Source organism: Micromonospora sp. ATLC20 (assembly GCF_057196585.1).
Genome location: NZ_JBXUOV010000041.1, coordinates 24151 through 39721, shown reverse-complemented (window position 1 = coordinate 39721; position 15571 = coordinate 24151). Strand labels below are relative to the sequence as shown.

Here is a 15571-nt window from a genome sequence, read left to right as displayed (position 1 = left end):
GGCGCGGGCGGTCGGCGCGCTCGCCGCCGCCGCGCGGACGCGGCCGTTCTGGCTGCTCGCCGGCGGGTTCGCGATCTGCGGCGCGACCACGAACGGCCTGGTCGGTACGCACTTCGTGCCCGCGGCGCACGACCACGGCATGCCGGAGACCACAGCCGCCGGGCTGCTCGCCGTGGTCGGGCTCTTCGACATCGCCGGCTCGATCGCCTCCGGCTGGCTCACCGACCGGGTGGACGCCCGGCTGCTGCTCGGCGCCTACTACGCGTTGCGCGGGGCGTCGCTGCTGGTGCTGCCGGGCCTGTTCGCCGGTACTGCGGAGCCGAGCATGCTGGTCTTCATCGTCTTCTACGGGCTGGACTGGGTGGCGACGGTCCCGCCGACGGTGGCGCTGTGCCGGGAGTGGTTCGGCGCGTCCGGCGCCGTGGTGTTCGGCTGGGTGTTCGCCGCGCACCAGTTCGGCGCCGCGCTCGCGGCCACCGGTGCCGGCCTGGTCCGGGACCGGCTCGGCGACTACGCGCTGGCCTGGTACGTGGCCGGTGCGCTGTCGGTCGGCGCGGCCGGGCTGTCGCTGCTGCTGCGCCGCCGTCCCGCCGACGAGCCCGCGTTCGTGCTGCCGGTGGTCTCGGACCGGCGGGCCTGGAGCTACCGGGGGTGACGGGCCGCCGCCACCGGGGGCTGACAGGTCAGCGCCACCGGGGCCGACCGGTCAGCCGGCCGCCCACTGCTGCTCGGGAGCGCCGCTGCACGGCGCCTGCTCCAGCTCGCGGCCGGGCTCGGTGCCCGCGTCGTCGACCTGCGCGCACTTGCCGCTGTGCACTGCGACGAGCAGCGCCGCGCCGTCACCGGCCGCCTGGAACTTCCACTGCTGATTGGCCTGCCCGTTGCAGGACCACTGCTGCACGTCCGTGCCGTCGTCGGTCTTCGCCTCGTTGACGTCCAGGCACTTGCCGCTCGCCGCGTTGACGAGCAGGTAGGTGTCGTTGGTGACCGGCGTGACCACCCACTGCTGCTCCGGCCCGCCGGTGCAGTCGGCGAGCGCCGCCTGGGCGCCCTCGGCCTCGTCACCGGTCACGCCGAGGCAGCGCCCGGACGGCACGCCCCGGATCACCTTCGGCGTGGCCACCGGCGCGGCGGGGGTGCTCGGCGCCGCGCTCGGCGAGGGCGACGCCGACGGCGTGGGCTCCGCCGTCGGTTCCGCGCTCGGTTCGCTCGGCGCCACGGTGGGCACTGCCGCCGCCGGCACGACCGGCCGGTCGGAACCGCCGCCGAGCACACCGGTGGCGAAGAAGGCCCCGAGGAGTACGCCCGCCACGCCGACGCCCAGCGCGACCCGCATCAGCGGGTCCTGGGGCAGCCGGACGCCACGGGCGCCACGGGCGCGGCGGGCTCCGTAGACGGTGCCGGACGGGTCGGAGTGCGGGTCGGCCATGGGGGCATAGTGACCCACCGGGGCTGCCGGGTGCCAGTCGCCCGGCGGCGCGGTGACTCAGCCGACGACCCGGACGTCCTTCCAGAACGCCACCCGGTCGCGGACCATCTCCGCCTCCGGCTTGGGATCGGGGTAGTACCAGACGGCGTCCGGGCTGGTGGCGCCGCCGTGTTCGAGCGTGTAGTAGGAGGCCGTGCCCTTCCACGGGCAGACCGTGTGGGTGTCGGACTCCCGGATCAGGTCCGCGCGCAGCGCGGTACGGGGGAAGTAGTGGTTGCCCTCGACCACCACTGTGTCGTCGCTCTCGGCGACGACGAGGTCGTTCCAGACGGCTTTCGGCATGTCCTCCACGCTATGCCGGTGGTCGCGTACCGGCCACCGCTCAACGCGTCGGCTCCTCATCGGTCACGTCCGCCACCGTCGCGCCGAGCGCGGCCAGCGCGGTGTCCGCGTCGACGGCGACGGCGAGGCCGTGCTCGCCCGCGCCGAGCGTGACCTCCCGGCCGCGCAGCCGCTCGTCGGCGACGACCGGCCAGGCGGTGGTGGAGCCGAACGGCGTGATGGTGCCGCGCGCGTACCCGGTGGCGGCCTTCGCCGCCTCGGCGTCGGGCATCGACAGCCGGCTCACCCCGAGCAGGGCGCGCAGCTTCGGCCAGGAGACCACCCGGCCCCCGGGAGTGAGCACGAACAGCAGGTCGCCCTCGCCGCGGCGGACCACGATCGTCTTGACCACGTCGGGCACCTCGACGCCGCGTGCCGCGGCCGCCTCGGCGAGGCTCGCGACCGGACCGTGGCGGATCACCCGGTACGGCAGGCCGGCGTGGTCGAGAGCGGTCAGCGCGGGATTCGCCATGGCGGTCACGGTAACGCGCGAGTCGACCGCGAGTCCGGCGAGGCCACCGTGGACGTCCCACGAATTGTCGTACCCGCGCGTAAGGTGATCTCATGCACGCTGTCCGTGATCATGAACGGGCGGTGGACACGCTGCGGCGCTCCTACGCCGCGGTGCCCGCCGGGGAACCCGTACGGCTGGCCAAGCAGACCTCGAACCTGTTCCGGCCCCGCTCCGCGCCGCGTACGCCCGGCCTGGACGTGAGCGGCCTGACCGGGGTGCTCGCCGTGGACCCGGCGGCCCGTACCGCCGACGTGCAGGGCATGTGCACGTACGAGGATCTGGTCGACGCGACGCTGCCGCACGGCCTGATGCCGCTCGTCGTGCCGCAGTTGCGCACCATCACGCTGGGCGGGGCGGTGACCGGCCTGGGCATCGAGTCCACCTCCTTCCGCAACGGCCTGCCGCACGAGTCGGTGCGGGAGATGGACGTCCTCACCGGCGCGGGGGAGATCGTCACGACCCGGCCGCAGGGCGAGCACGCCGACCTGCACCGGGCCTTCCCGAACTCGCTCGGCAGCCTCGGCTACGCGACCCGGCTGCGCATCGAGCTGCAACCGGTCCGCCGGTACGTGTCGCTGCGCAACATCCGGTTCACCCGGCTGGAGGAACTGGTCGACGCGATCGGCGAGGTGGTCGCCAAGGGCGCCTGGGGCGGTGAGCCGGTCGACGCCATGGACGGGGTGGTGTTCAGTCCCGGCGAGGCGTACCTGGTGCTCGGCACGTTCACCGACGAGGCCGACGACGGCCCGTCCGACTACACCGGCCAGGAGATCTACTACCGCTCGCTGCGCCGGCGCACCCGGGACACGCTCACCGCGTACGACTATCTCTGGCGCTGGGACACCGACTGGTTCTGGTGTTCGGCGGCGTTCGGGGTGCAGCACCCGGTGGTGCGGCGGCTGTGGCCGCGGCGCTACCGGCGCAGCGACGTCTACCACCGGATCGTGCGGCTGGAGCACCGGCACCAGGTGGCCGCCCGCGTCGACAGGTGGCGTGGCCGCCCGGCCCGGGAGCGGGTGGTGCAGGACGTCGAGGTCCCGCTCGACCGCACGCCCGAGTTCCTGCGCTGGTTCACCGCGAACGTGGGCATGACGCCGGTGTGGCTGTGCCCGCTGCGGCTGCGGGAGCCGTCCGGTCCCGGGTCGGCGAAGGCGTGGCCGCTATATCCGCTCCAACCGGGCGAAACGTATGTGAACATCGGCTTCTGGGGGAGCGTGCCCATCGCGGCGGGCGCCGCCGACGGCGACGTCAACCGCCAGATCGAGCGCATGGTGTCGGAGGTGGGCGGCCACAAGTCGCTCTACTCCGACGCGTACTACGACCGGGGCGAGTTCGACCGCCTCTACGGCGGGGACACCTGGCGTGCCGTGAAGGACCGCTACGACCCGGACCACCGACTCACCGGACTGTACGAGAAGGCGGTATCCCGAGCATGAGTCTGACCGACCGAACACCGGGGGCGGCGAGCGCCCCGGCCGGCCCGCCGGCGGGCGGGCGGCGTACCGGACCCACAGTCGCGGACGTGGTCCGCGCGGTCACCACCGGCGACCTGCCCGTCCGGGTCACCGGCTACGACGGCAGCGCGCTGGGCCCGGCCGACGCCGGGATCACCCTGGCGATCCGCACCGAGCGGGGCCTGTCCTACCTGCTCACCGCGCCCGGCGACCTGGGTATGGCCCGGGCCTACGTCAGCGGCGACCTGGGGCTGGAGGGGGTGCATCCGGGCGACCCGTACGAGGCGCTGCGGGTCATCAAGGACGAGGTGCCGCTGCGGCTCCCGGCGATGAGTGAGGCGCTCGCGCTGGTCCGGGGGCTGGGCTGGGAACGGCTGCGCCCGCCGCCGCCCCCGCCGCAGGAGGCGGCCCCGCGCTGGCGGCGGCTGATGACCGGGCTGCGTCACTCGCGTACCCGGGACAGCAGCGCGATCTCGCACCACTACGACGTGTCGAACGCCTTCTACGAGAAGGTGCTCGGGCCGTCCATGACGTACACCTGCGCGGTGTACCGCAGTCCCGGCGACACGCTGGAGGAGGCGCAGCGGAACAAGTACGACCTGGTCGCCGGCAAGCTGGCGCTCAAGCCGGGGATGCGGCTGCTGGACGTCGGCTGCGGCTGGGGCGGCATGGTCCGGCACGCGGCCCGCGAGTACGGCGTCAAGGCGCTCGGTGTGACGCTGTCGAAGGCGCAGGCCGAGTGGGCGCAGGCGGCGATCGAACGGGAGGGGCTGAGCGAGCTGGCCGAGGTGCGCCACCTGGACTACCGGGACGCGCCGCGCGAGCAGTTCGACGCGATCTCCTCGATCGGGCTGACCGAGCACATCGGCGTGCGCAACTACCCGGCCTACTTCGGCGCGCTGCGCTCCCGGCTCAAGCCCGGCGGGCGGCTGCTCAACCACTGCATCACCCGCGCCGACAACCGGGCGCCGCACCGCTCCGGCGCGTTCATCGACAGGTACGTCTTCCCGGACGGCGAGCTGGCCGGCCCGGGCCGGCTGATCAGCGAGATCCACGACGCCGGGTTCGAGGTGCACCACGAGGAGAACCTGCGCCAGCACTACGCGCTGACGCTCGCCGGCTGGTGCCGCAACCTGGTCGAGCACTGGGACTTCTGCGTCGGCGAGGTCGGGCCGGGCACCGCGAAGGTGTGGGGCCTCTACATGGCCGGCTCCCGGCTGGCGTTCGAGCGCAACGGCATCCAGCTGCACCACGTGCTCGCCACGCACAACGGCCCGGAAGGGGTGAACGGGTACCCGCTGCGTCCGGACTGGACGCCCTGACCGGTCGTACCGACGAAAGGCCGCGCGGACCGCGCGGCCTTTCGTCGAAGCCATTGACAAAGAAGTTTTGTACGTACAAACTGATTTTGCCATGAGAGACGTCCTGTACCTGGAACAGCGCGAGCAGGCCGAGATCCTGCTCAAGCCGCAGCGCATCGAAGTGCTGCGGCAACTCGCCGAGCCCCGCACCTGCACCGAGGTCGCGGCCCGGCTGGAGCAGACGCCGCAGCGCGTCTACTACCACGTCAAGCAGCTCGTCGCGGCCGGGCTGGCCGAGCAGGTGGCACAGCGGCAGGTGCGCGGCATCACCGAGGGCATCTACCAGGCCGTCGCCCGGTCGTACTGGCTCTCGCCCCGCCTGGTCGGCCGCATCGGCGGCACCCGCCGGGCCCGCGACGAGCTGAGCCTGGGCTACCTGCTCGACCTCATGGAGGAGGTCCAGGCCGACATCGCCGCGCTGGACCGCACCGCCCCCGAACTGCCGTCCGTCGGCGTCTCCGGTGAGATCCGGGTGCCCGCCGAGCGACGGCAGGAGTTCCTGCACGACCTGCAGACGACGCTGCAGGACCTGTTCACGCGCTACGGCGGCGCCGAGGGAGACGCCTTCAAGCTCGCCGTGGCCTGCTACCCGAAAGGCGACACGCATGACTGAGCCGATGACCATCCGCGCCCGCCTCGCCGCGCCGATGGCGACCGTCCGCCGGGCCCTGACCGACCCCGCCGAGCTGCGCGTCTGGCTGGCCGAGCACGTCGAGGTCGAGCTGCCCCGGCGGTACGAGTTCTGGGGCCGCTACACGCCCGAGGGCGACGCGCCACACCAGCGGCTGCTGCACGTCGACGACCGGACGCTGCGCTTCGCGTGGACGCTCGACGGGGTGGAGACCACCACCGAGTTCGAGCTGGAGCCCGACGGCGACGGCACCATACTCACGCTGCGGCAGAGTCACTTCGACTACGCGGAGGCGATGAGCGGCAGCAGCATCCGCGGTGTGCTCCAGACGTACTGGTACCTGGCGCTCGCCAACCTCAACGACCACCTGGACGGCCGGCCGCTGCTGCCGCGTACCGACTTCACCTCCGCCGACCTGCGCGGCGAGCTGCTGATCGACGCGCCGATGGACAAGGTGTGGACGTCACTCACCGACTCGGAGCAGGCGGGCGCCTGGTTCGGCTACCCGATCGGCATCGAGCCCTGGGAGGGCGGCCGGTACGCGATGGGCGGCTTCGACGCCGGTCAGGCCGCGAAGGTGTTCGACGTGACGCCGGGACGGGGGCTCTCCATCGACTGGGGACCGACCGGCGTGACCTCCTGGGAGCTGGACGAGTCCGAGGGCCGGACGAAGCTGACGTTCGTGCAGTCCGGCTTCGACGAGGGCAACCCGCCGTACGGCGCCTGGACCGGCATCGTCTCCGGGTTCGCCGAGCTGCGGCGCTTCCACGAGGTGCCGGACTGGCGGCCGATCTGGCTGACCGACGAGGTTCCCGCCTGACCTTCCGGTGACCCGCCCGGGGCCCGCTTAACCCGGGTCCCGGGTGGGTAATGCCGGGCGATGTTCTTCATCTTCGGGCTGCGGACCAAGGTCGTCCGGTCCGGCGTCGTCACCCAGGTCTGCCGCAACTGCGGCAACCAGGCCGCCCAGGTGATCACCCGCCGGGTCACCAGGTTCAGCCTCTTCTTCATTCCGCTGATCCCGCTGCGCACCCGGTACGCGCAGCAGTGCACGTTCTGCGGCGCCGAGTACGACATCTCCCGCGCCGAGGCCGAGCGCCTCCCGGTCGGCTGACCGGTGACCCGCTTCCTCTGCTGGCTGATCGGCCGGCAGCCGGTCACCCCGCCCGCCGTACCGGTGCACACCGCCGCCCGTCCACCCTGCACGCCCGGGCGCCGGCACCGCCGCCGGCGTCGCCGGGTCGCGGGCGCGCAGTCGCCCCGCTCGCCCTGGAACCGCTCCGCCGGCCGCTGAGTCCCCGGGTGCGCACACACCTATTCTGGGATCATGGGTGGAGTGGAGGAGCGGCTGGCGCAGATCAGGGGAGGTGGGCCGCCCCGACGGCACAACGCCCGCACCATCGCCGCGCTGACCGGCAACCCCGGCTGCACCCGCCGCGCCGTGCTGGACAGCGCCGGCGCGGACAAGCCGGCGCTCGCCGAGCAACTCGGCTTCCCGGCGAAGTTCGGCCAGTCCCGCTTCGCGATCACCCGGGGCAACGCGTTCGAGGCGCAGGTCAAGGCCGACGGCGGGGCGGAGTTGCTGCGCCTGGTCGCGGAGCGGCTGGGCGTACCGGTCCCGGCCGATGCCACCTGGACCGACCTGGGTGCCGACGACGACCGGCCGGAGCGGTCCCGGGCGGCGCTGACCGCGAGCGGCGACGGCCCGGCGTTGTTCGACCATCCGCTGCTCGGCCTGGACGTGGCGGGCACCCGGGTGCACCTGGAACCGGACCTGGTCGCCGCCCGGCTGGCCGGCCGGTTCCACGTCGTGGAGATCAAATCGTTTCCGGTGATCGACGGGCAGGCCGACCCGGGCAAGGTCGCCGCCGCCGCGATCCAGTCCGCCGTCTACGTGCTGGCGCTGCGCGAGCTGCTCGCCGCCGAGGGGCGCGACCCGGAGCTGGTGTCGCACGAGGTGGTGCTGGTCTGCCCGCGCGACTTCGCCAACCAGCCGGTGGCCAGCCTGCTCGACGTGCGCCGGCAACTGCTGGTGCTGCGCCGCCAGCTGGCCCGGATGGCCCGGGTCGAGGAGTTGCTCGCCGCCGTACCGGCCGGGTTCACCGTCGACCCGGCGGCCGATCCGGCCACGCTCGCCGCCGCGCTGCACCAGGTGCCCGCCCGTTACGCGCCGGACTGCCTGGCCGCCTGCGAGCTGGCGTACTTCTGCCGGCACGAGGCGCGCGGGCAGACCGGCGCGCTGGGCCGGCCGGTCCGCGAGGCACTGGGCGGCGTGGAGAAGGTGGCCGACGTGCTGGCGCTCGCCGAGGGCGTGGGGGCGCCCGAACCGGAGCAGGCGGAGGCCGCCGCGCTGCTGCGGGCCGCCGCGCGCCTGCGCGCCGACGCCCTAGCGGGGCAAACCGCGTGAGTACGCTGCGCGCGCTCGCCCGGGCGCAGGCGGTCGCCACCGGGCGGGCCCAGCCGGTGGCCACCGTCCGCCACCTGCACCTGTCCGAGCGGCCACTGGTGCTGGTGCCGCTCGCGCTCGCCGGTGAGGCGAACGCCCCGCTGGCCGCGATGGTCGGCGCCGCGCCCGACGAGGCGCGGCTGCTGGTGGTGCCGCAGCCGCGCAACCGGGACCAGCGGTTCGCGTTCGCCGCCGAGCTGGCCGCGATCGTGCTGCCGTACCTGGACGAGTTCCGCGACCTGACCGAGGCGGTGCCGGTGGACCGGGGCCGCGACGTCCGCCACCGGTACGTCGACGCGCCGCAACTGCTGGTGCCGAACCCGGCCGGGATCACGTTCCTGCGGCTGTTCGGCCGCTCGACCCGGTTCCGCCGTACCGACGGCGACTATCCGGTGCACCAGTCGGTGCCGCTGCTCGGCCGCTGGCTGACGTTCTTCGCCGAGCGTGCCGAGCAGCCCGGCTCGTCGGCGTTGCTGGCGCTCACCGACGCGCTGACGTTGCACTGGGCGACCGGGCAGAGCGTGGTGGAGGATCTGCACCTGCCGGCGGTGCTGGGCTGGCTGGACCCGCCCGCCGGGCTGACCGGCGCCCAGGCGGCGGTCCGTGCCGAGGACCCGAAGAACTGCCCGCCGGCCGGGCCGGCCACCGACCCGGACTTCGACAACCGCCGGCTCGCCCCGGCGATCGAGGCGTACACCCGGGCCGAGGACGACCCGGCGGCCCGCGCGGCCGCGTACGACGAGCTCGCCGGCCTGTTGCGCGACCAGCTCGCGCCCACCTGGGAGCTGATGTGGCGCGGCGTCGGGCTGCTGCGGACGCTGCCGGCCGGCGCGCGGGTGACCGGCCGGTGGGCCGGTGACCGGGACGCGTTCACCGCGCACGCCGAGCACGTCGACGCCGGGGGCGGCCCGCAGCCGCGGCGCGACGGCGCGGTGGCGGCGGCGCTGCGGTTGCAGCGGCTGGAACGGGCGTCGACCGCGTGGGCGGTGCAGCGCGCCTACGACGATCCGCTGGTGATGGCCGAGCACCGGCTGTCCGGGGAGGCGTTCGTCGGCGAGGTGACGCTCGCCGACCCGGCGCGGGTGGACGACTCCGGCAAGCGGCCGGTGCTGCGCCCGCGCATCCAGGTGGTCACCACCGAGCCGGTGCCGATGCCGGTGGGCGCGACGCTGTACTCCCCGGCCCGCCCGGGGCAGAAGGCGAAGGTCGTGTTCGTGACGCCCGGCGGCGACGGCAAGACCGAGGTGGTGCTGGAACTGTCCGGCGGGATGGGCCGGGGGCTGACCGCGCCGCCCGGCAGCGTCCCCGAGGTGGGCGAGCGGATCTGCCTGACCAGCCTGTCCGACGGGTTCCTGCCGGGTGGCGCGTTCCCGGCGCCGGAGGAGACGCCGTGGACGCACGGCGGGCCGCCCGGCACGGCCGTCGCGCCGCCGGACCCGGCCCCGGCGGAGGACTGGTCCTGACCCGCGCGGCTCAGTCCAGGGCGGCGAGGGCCGTCCGTGCCTCGGCCGCCGTCGGCCGGTCCGGGTCCGCCGCCAGCAGCGCCTCCAGGCTCCGGCGGTACGCGACGTCGCGCGCCCGGTCGACAGGGGCCGCCACGTCCGGGGCGACGCCGCAGCCCTCCCAGTTGGTTCCGCTCGCGGCGTGCACGGGCCGGGCCACCGGCACCGTCAGTTCCAGGTGTGGGTGCAGCCGGTGCCCGACGCGGGGATGCGCGCCACCCCGGGTCGGCTCACCGACCACTGTGGCCCGGCCGAACTGCTGAAGGTCGTACGCCAGTTCCTCGCCGCCGGAGAACGTGACCGGACCGGCGAGCACGTGCACCGGCTTCTCCGGGGCGTACCGGGGGACCGGCAGCCAGGCGGCGCTCCAGAACTGGCGGGTGGCACCGGAGCGTTCGTGCATGGTGTGCAGATGCGTCGGCTCGGCGAAGAACCAGCCGCAGATCAGTGCCACCCCGTCCGGGCTGCCGCCCTCGGTGCCGCGCAGGTCGAGCAGGAGCGCGTCGGTGCCGGCGAGCAGCCGCAGCGCGGCGGTCAGCGCGTCGCCGGCCAGGTCGGGCGGGAACACGTACGGCTGGATCTCCAGCAGCCCGACGTTTCCCGGTAGCCGCTGCACCCGGGTCACGCCGCCCATGCCGAGCGCGGCGAGGCGCGCGAAGTGTTCCCCGGTCGGGTCGTCGGCCTCGTCGGACAGCAGCTGCTCGTGGTGCTTGAGCCGCAGGTGCAGGTCGCGGTTGGCCGACTGGAGGTCGGCGGTGACGAGCGCGCCGAGCGTGGCGGCGTCGCCTGCCTCGGCGTACGCGCCGGCGCCCAGGCGCTCGCGCAGCCGGCCGGCGATCCGGTCGGCGACGTCGGGCAGGACGTACTCGTCGGCGACCAGGGCGGCGGCCCGTTCGACGATGGCGGTGATCTGGTCCGGATCCATCGAGTCCCCGTTCTCGTGGTGGGCGAGAAGTAGAGCAGCCGGTTGACAAAAGCGTCAAGAGGACTAGACGCTTTCGCGGTGACCGACGATCCGCTGGAGATCCGCGACCCGGCCCAGTTCAAGGCGCTGGCCCACCCGTTCCGGCACCGGCTGCTGTTCGCGCTCGGAGCCGGTCCCGCCACGCTCAGCCGGCTCGCCGCCCGTCTCGGCGCGGCGAAGGGCACTGTGGCCCACCACCTGGCGGTGCTGACCGAGGCCGGCATGGTCCGCCCGGCACACAGCCGCCAGGTCCGGGGCGGCACCGAGCGCTACCACGAACGCACGTTCCGCCGCCTCGTCGGCGCCGGCACCGACGCGAGTGCCACCGCCGCGCTGCTCGGGGCGTACGCCGAGGAACTCGCCGGTGACACCGACCCGCTCGTGCACCTGCGACACCTGCGGCTCACGCCGGCCCAGGCCCAGCGCCTGCGATCCACGCTGGACGAACTGGTCGGTGAGGCCGAGGAGGCGCCGCCGGGGCAGCCGCGCTACGGCGTGCTGGTCTCCCTCTACCGGCACCCGCCTGCGGTCCGCTGACCGACAGTCGTCGACTCTGGCGGCAGTCCCCGGCGCTGGCTAGGCTTGCGCCGTCCGTCGTCCGGTCCTCGTCGTCGAGGGTGCACGTCTGGAAGAGAGCCGGAGCGCATCGTTGTATCCCAGCACGACGTGAGCCTCGCCGCCGCGGCGCCGGCCCGTCATCCGCTCGTCGGCCGTGTCGGACTTGTCGCGGCCGCCGTCGTCGTACTCGGGGAGATGGCCTGGCTGGCCGCCCGGCTGCCGGGCGCGGCGCTGGTGAGCGACGTCGGCGCGATGGCGGTGTCGAGCTGGGCGGCGGTGCTCTGCGTCGGCGCGGCGCGACGACAGCCGGCCGTGCTGCGCCGGTTCTGGGAACTGCTCGCCGCCACCATGGTGCTCGCCGCGCTCGGCCGCGCGGTGTGGACAGTGGAACGGCTCGGCGGGCTCGGCCTGCCTCACACTCCGCTGGTGGCGGGCCTGTTCGCCGCCGGCATCGTCACCGGCACCGGCGCGCTGCTGTGCTCCCGCACCGGCCCGCGCAGCGTGATCGGCCGGGCCCGCACCCTGCTCGACGGGGTGATCGTCGGGCTGGCCCTCATCCCGATCGGCTGGGTGGTGGTGTTCCACCGCATCACCGACGCCGAGCTGGCCGACCCGATGCGGACGTTCGGGCTGCTCTACCCGATGTTCGACCTGATGCAGCTCACCATCCTGGTGGCGGTGGCCGGTCCGGGCCGGCCGATGTGGCGGGCGCTCACCGTGATCGGTGCGGGCCTGGCGATCCGGTCCGGCGCGGACGCCGTCTACGTCTCGCTGGTCGCACGCGGCGACTACACGCCCGGGCACCCGGTCGACGTCTGCTGGCCGCTGAGCTACCTGCTGGTCGGCCTGGCCACCCGCTATCCGCCTCCGTCCGACGGGGACGGCGAGGACGACCTGGTCGACTCGCCGCTGCCGCCGTGGTGGCGGGTCGCCTTGCCGTACCTGCCGGTGGGCGGCGCGATCGTCGCGGTCCTGCTGTCCCGGCAGCCCAGCGGGCAGACCCCGCAGGTGGTCTTCGTCGGCATGATGGGCCTGCTCGGGGTGCTGGCGCTGCGCCAGGGGCTGGCCGCGAACGAGAACCTGCGGCTGGTCGGCCGGCTGCGCCGGCTCGCGTACTCCGACCAGCTCACCGGCCTGCCCAACCGGCTGACGTTCGTCCGGCGGCTGCGGCGGGCGTTGCGCGCCGGCGGCCCGGTCGCCGTGGTGCTGCTCGACCTGGACGGCTTCAAGCAGGTGAACGACAGGTTCGGGCACGCCGCCGGGGACCGGCTGCTCACCGCCACCGCGGAACGCATGCGGGACGCGGTCGGCCCGGACGGGATGATCGCCCGGCTCGGCGGCGACGAGTTCGCGGTGCTGGTGGCCGGGGAACGTCAGGTGTCACCGGAGCGGCTCGCGGTCCGGCTCCTGGCCGCCCTGGAACCGCTGCCGGGCGAGGAGGACCTCGGCGTCCACCCGTCGGCGAGCATCGGCATCGCCGAGTACGGGCCGCAGCACACCTCGCACACCGACCTGCTCCGCGACGCCGACATCGCCATGTACGCGGCGAAGGCCGCCGGCAAGGCCGCGTACCGCACGTGCACGCCGGAGCTGCGCGAGTCGGCGGTCAGCCGGGCCGAGCTGATCGCCGACCTGCGCCGCGCGGTGGACGAGGGCCAGTTGCTGATGGAGTTCCAGCCGATCGTCGACCTGGACACCGGCACGGTACGCAGCGCGGAGGCGCTGGTGCGCTGGCGGCATCCCCGGCTGGGCGTGCTGACCCCGGCGCGGTTCCTGCCACTGGCTGAGGAGACCGGGCTGATCGTGGCCATCGACAGGTGGGTCATCCACGAGGCGTGCCGGGCGGCGGCCACCTGGCGCGAGCACGCGCCCGACGTGACCGTGGCGGTGAACATCGCCGCCGCCCACCTGTGCCGGCCCGACCTGATCGCCACCGTCACCGGCGCGGTCGGCGCGGCCGGTCTGCCGCCCCGCGCGCTCACCCTGGAACTGACCGAGTCGGCGCTGATCGAAGGCAGCGAGTCGGTGCTCGACCGGCTGTCCCAGCTACGTGACCTCGGCATCCGCATCGCCATCGACGACTTCGGCACCGGTTACTCGTCGCTGAGCTATCTGCACCGCATCCCGGCCACCGAGCTGAAGATCGACAGGTCGTTCGTGTCCCGGCTGGACGCCGGCGACGCCCGCGCGTACGCCACAGTCGAGATGGTGAACCGGCTGGCCGGCGCGTTCGACCTGGCCGTGGTCGCCGAGGGGGTGGAGACCGTCGCGCAGCACGCGGCGGTCACCGCGATCGGCTGCCGGCAGGGTCAGGGCTGGCGGTACGGCCGCCCGGCCGCCCTGCCGGACCTGCTTCCCGCGCTGTCCGGCGCGGGCGCCGGGCGCTGACCGGCCCGGGTCCACGGGGGCCGAAGGTCCCGGACGGGACAGGGGATTCGACCCTGCTCACCGGCGGTCCGCCACCGCCATGATAGTTCTCGTCAACAAGACGAACACACCCTCCACACGGGAGCTTGATATGAAGCGACGGACTCTCGACCTGCTGTTCAGCATCGGTGGGCTGGGCCTGGCGGTCCTGCTGCTCGTCGTCGGCGTCGTCCTGACGACGAACGCCAACTTCGCCAACGACTACGTACGCAGCCAGCTCGGCGAGCAGAACATCACCTTCACCCCGGCGGACAAGCTCTCCGACGAGGAGAAGAAGTCGGACTGCCTGCGCGAGTACGCCGGCCAGAAGATGACCACCGGCAAGCAGGCCGAGTGCTACGCCAACGAGTACATCGGCCTGCACCTGAAGAACATGGCCGGTGGCAAGACCTACGCCGACCTGGGCGAGCCGCAGAGCGCGCTGCGTGAGCAGGTGGCCCAGGCCGAGCAGAGCAACGCCGCCAACCTGGCCGACCTGCAGAAGCAGCTCGCCGAGGTGACCGCCCAGCGGGAGACCGTGTTCAAGGGTGAGACGCTGCGCGGCCTGCTGCTCACCTCGTACGGCTTCAGCGAGTTCGGCCGCAAGGCCGAGCAGGGCGCCCTGGCCATGTACCTCGGCGCGGGCCTGCTCCTGCTGCTCTCGGCCGCCGGCCTGGTGCACGCCGTCCGCACCCCGCCGAATGCGACCTTCGCCGCCCCGGAGAAGGAGAAGGTCACCAACTGACCGCACCGACGACGCCCCCGGCCGATCATGGTCGGGGGCGTCTTGCTGTCCGGCTTGACCCTCACGCAGCGGGAGGCGGGAGTCTTTGTCGCGGAAGGGAGGGAACCATGCCGTACACGGTGGGACAGGTGGCGCGGGCGGCCCGGGTGACGGTCCGGACGCTGCACCACTACGACGAGATCGGGCTGCTGCGGCCCAGCGGGCGCACGCCGGCGGGCTACCGCCGCTACGAGGAGGCCGACCTGGACCGGTTGCAGCTCATCCGGTACTACCGCGAGCTGGGGTTCCCGCTGGAGGAGATCGCCGAGATCCTGGACGATCCGGACTCCGACCCGGTGGCGCACCTGCGCCGGCAGCACGAGCTGCTGTCCGGGCGGATCGGGAAGCTGCAGGAGATGGTCGCGGCGATCGAACACGCGATGGAGGCGAGGACGTTGGGGATCCAGTTGACGCCGGAGGAGCGGTTCGAGGTGTTCGGGGACTTCGACCCGGACGAGCACGCAGAGGAGGCCGAGCAGCGCTGGGGCGGCACCGAGGCGTACCGGCAGTCGCAGGAGCGCGCGGGCCGCTACTCGAAGGAGGACTGGCTGCGCAACAAGGCGGAGAACGAGGACTGGGGGCGGCGGTTCGCCGCGCTGATGGAATCGGGCGCGCCCGCTGACGGCCCGGAGGCGATGGCGCTGGCCGAGGAGCACCGGCAGCTCATCACCAAGTGGTGGTACGACTGCTCGTACGAGATCCACACCGGCCTGGCCGACATGTACGTGGCGGATCCGCGGTTCACCGCGTACTTCGAGGCGCTGCGGCCGGGGATGGCCGCGTACCTGAACGAGGCGATCCACGCCAACGCGATCACCCGGTCCTGACCGGGAGCGGGTGGCAGGATGGCCGGCATGCTCATCGTCGCCGGCACCCTCTACGTCGATCCGGCCCGGCGGGACGCCTACCTGGCGTCCTGCGAGGCCGCCGTCCGCGCGGCCCGGGATGCGCCCGGCTGCGTCGACTTCGCGGTCAGCGCCGACCTGGTCGAGCCGGGCCGGATCAACGTCTACGAGCGGTGGGAGTCCGACGAGCAGTTGCTGGCGTTCCGGGGCTCCGGCCCGGAGGCCGAGCAGGTGGCGGAGATCCTCGGCGCCGAGGTGCACAAGTTCCGCATCTCCGGCGTCGAGGCTCCCTGACC

Annotated in this window: 18 protein-coding genes; 14 read left to right on the top strand and 4 right to left on the bottom strand. The window is 73.7% G+C overall.

Annotated features, from left to right (window positions below):
* Positions 1-655, top strand: a 655-nt coding sequence (locus AC2CHG_RS12020; RefSeq protein WP_484524755.1) for an MFS transporter, incomplete at its 5' end; no start/stop codon positions are given.
* 51 nt (positions 656-706) lie between these two features.
* On the opposite strand, the gene AC2CHG_RS12015 is transcribed toward AC2CHG_RS12020, so the two are convergent.
* Genes AC2CHG_RS12015 through AC2CHG_RS12005 form a run of 3 tightly spaced genes read right to left on the bottom strand, consistent with a single transcriptional unit; the run spans position 707 to position 2282 of the window.
* A complete protein-coding gene (locus AC2CHG_RS12015) occupies positions 707-1429 on the bottom strand; it encodes an RICIN domain-containing protein (RefSeq protein WP_262014956.1) in 723 nt (240 codons plus the stop codon).
* Between the two features lie 57 nt (positions 1430-1486).
* Entirely contained in the window at positions 1487-1771 is a 285-nt protein-coding gene (locus tag AC2CHG_RS12010; RefSeq protein ID WP_262014955.1) for a DUF427 domain-containing protein, read from the bottom strand.
* A gap of 40 nt (positions 1772-1811) precedes the next feature.
* Entirely contained in the window at positions 1812-2282 is a 471-nt protein-coding gene (locus AC2CHG_RS12005) for an aminoacyl-tRNA deacylase (RefSeq protein WP_262014954.1), read from the bottom strand.
* A gap of 92 nt (positions 2283-2374) precedes the next feature.
* On the opposite strand from AC2CHG_RS12005, the gene AC2CHG_RS12000 reads away from it, so the two are divergent.
* From AC2CHG_RS12000 to AC2CHG_RS11965, 8 genes are all read left to right on the top strand, one after another.
* Positions 2375-3760 carry an FAD-binding oxidoreductase gene (locus AC2CHG_RS12000; RefSeq protein WP_484524754.1) on the top strand — a complete coding sequence of 462 codons (1386 nt, stop codon included), beginning with the start codon at positions 2375-2377 and terminating at the stop codon, positions 3758-3760.
* Positions 3757-5100 (top strand): class I SAM-dependent methyltransferase, encoded by a 1344-nt coding sequence (locus AC2CHG_RS11995; RefSeq protein ID WP_262014952.1) that lies wholly within the window; start codon positions 3757-3759, stop codon positions 5098-5100. Before AC2CHG_RS12000 ends, AC2CHG_RS11995 begins: the two co-directional genes overlap by 4 nt.
* Positions 5101-5191: 91 nt before the next feature.
* A complete protein-coding gene (locus AC2CHG_RS11990) occupies positions 5192-5752 on the top strand; it encodes a winged helix-turn-helix domain-containing protein (RefSeq protein WP_262014951.1) in 561 nt (186 codons plus the stop codon).
* The gene (locus AC2CHG_RS11985) at positions 5745-6590 is read left to right on the top strand and encodes an SRPBCC family protein (RefSeq protein WP_484524753.1); all 846 of its coding nucleotides are present in this window, start codon (positions 5745-5747) and stop codon (positions 6588-6590) included. Before AC2CHG_RS11990 ends, AC2CHG_RS11985 begins: the two co-directional genes overlap by 8 nt.
* A 60-nt stretch (positions 6591-6650) precedes the next feature.
* Positions 6651-6884, top strand: coding sequence for a zinc-ribbon domain-containing protein (locus AC2CHG_RS11980; protein ID WP_366621513.1), 234 nt, complete (start codon positions 6651-6653; stop codon positions 6882-6884).
* Positions 6885-6887: 3 nt separating this feature from the next.
* Positions 6888-7064, top strand: a complete 177-nt coding sequence (locus tag AC2CHG_RS11975) for a hypothetical protein (protein ID WP_484524752.1) — start codon at positions 6888-6890, stop codon at positions 7062-7064.
* Positions 7065-7097: 33 nt separating this feature from the next.
* Positions 7098-8177 carry a hypothetical protein gene (locus AC2CHG_RS11970; protein ID WP_484524751.1) on the top strand — a complete coding sequence of 360 codons (1080 nt, stop codon included), beginning with the start codon at positions 7098-7100 and terminating at the stop codon, positions 8175-8177.
* Positions 8174-9679, top strand: a complete 1506-nt coding sequence (locus AC2CHG_RS11965; protein ID WP_355507231.1) for a hypothetical protein — start codon at positions 8174-8176, stop codon at positions 9677-9679. The genes AC2CHG_RS11970 and AC2CHG_RS11965 overlap by 4 nt, the downstream gene beginning before the upstream one ends.
* A 10-nt stretch (positions 9680-9689) precedes the next feature.
* Here AC2CHG_RS11965 and AC2CHG_RS11960 read toward each other — a convergent pair whose 3' ends face one another.
* A complete protein-coding gene (locus AC2CHG_RS11960) occupies positions 9690-10643 on the bottom strand; it encodes a S41 family peptidase (RefSeq protein WP_484524750.1) in 954 nt (317 codons plus the stop codon).
* Positions 10644-10721: 78 nt separating this feature from the next.
* Here AC2CHG_RS11960 and AC2CHG_RS11955 point away from each other — a divergent pair, with 78 nt between their 5' ends.
* The 5 genes from AC2CHG_RS11955 (at position 10722) to AC2CHG_RS11935 (ending at position 15569) form a co-directional block, all read left to right on the top strand.
* Positions 10722-11219 (top strand): ArsR/SmtB family transcription factor, encoded by a 498-nt coding sequence (locus tag AC2CHG_RS11955; RefSeq protein WP_262014946.1) that lies wholly within the window; start codon positions 10722-10724, stop codon positions 11217-11219.
* A gap of 129 nt (positions 11220-11348) precedes the next feature.
* Positions 11349-13628, top strand: coding sequence for a putative bifunctional diguanylate cyclase/phosphodiesterase (locus tag AC2CHG_RS11950; RefSeq protein WP_484524749.1), 2280 nt, complete (start codon positions 11349-11351; stop codon positions 13626-13628).
* A 130-nt stretch (positions 13629-13758) separates the two neighbouring features.
* Positions 13759-14391 carry a hypothetical protein gene (locus AC2CHG_RS11945; RefSeq protein ID WP_194799474.1) on the top strand — a complete coding sequence of 211 codons (633 nt, stop codon included), beginning with the start codon at positions 13759-13761 and terminating at the stop codon, positions 14389-14391.
* 107 nt (positions 14392-14498) lie between these two features.
* On the top strand, positions 14499-15257 hold the full coding sequence (locus AC2CHG_RS11940; RefSeq protein WP_194799475.1) for a MerR family transcriptional regulator: 759 nt from the start codon (positions 14499-14501) through the stop codon (positions 15255-15257).
* A gap of 27 nt (positions 15258-15284) precedes the next feature.
* Positions 15285-15569, top strand: coding sequence for a putative quinol monooxygenase (locus tag AC2CHG_RS11935; RefSeq protein WP_281600451.1), 285 nt, complete (start codon positions 15285-15287; stop codon positions 15567-15569).
* Positions 15570-15571 lie beyond the last annotated feature (2 nt).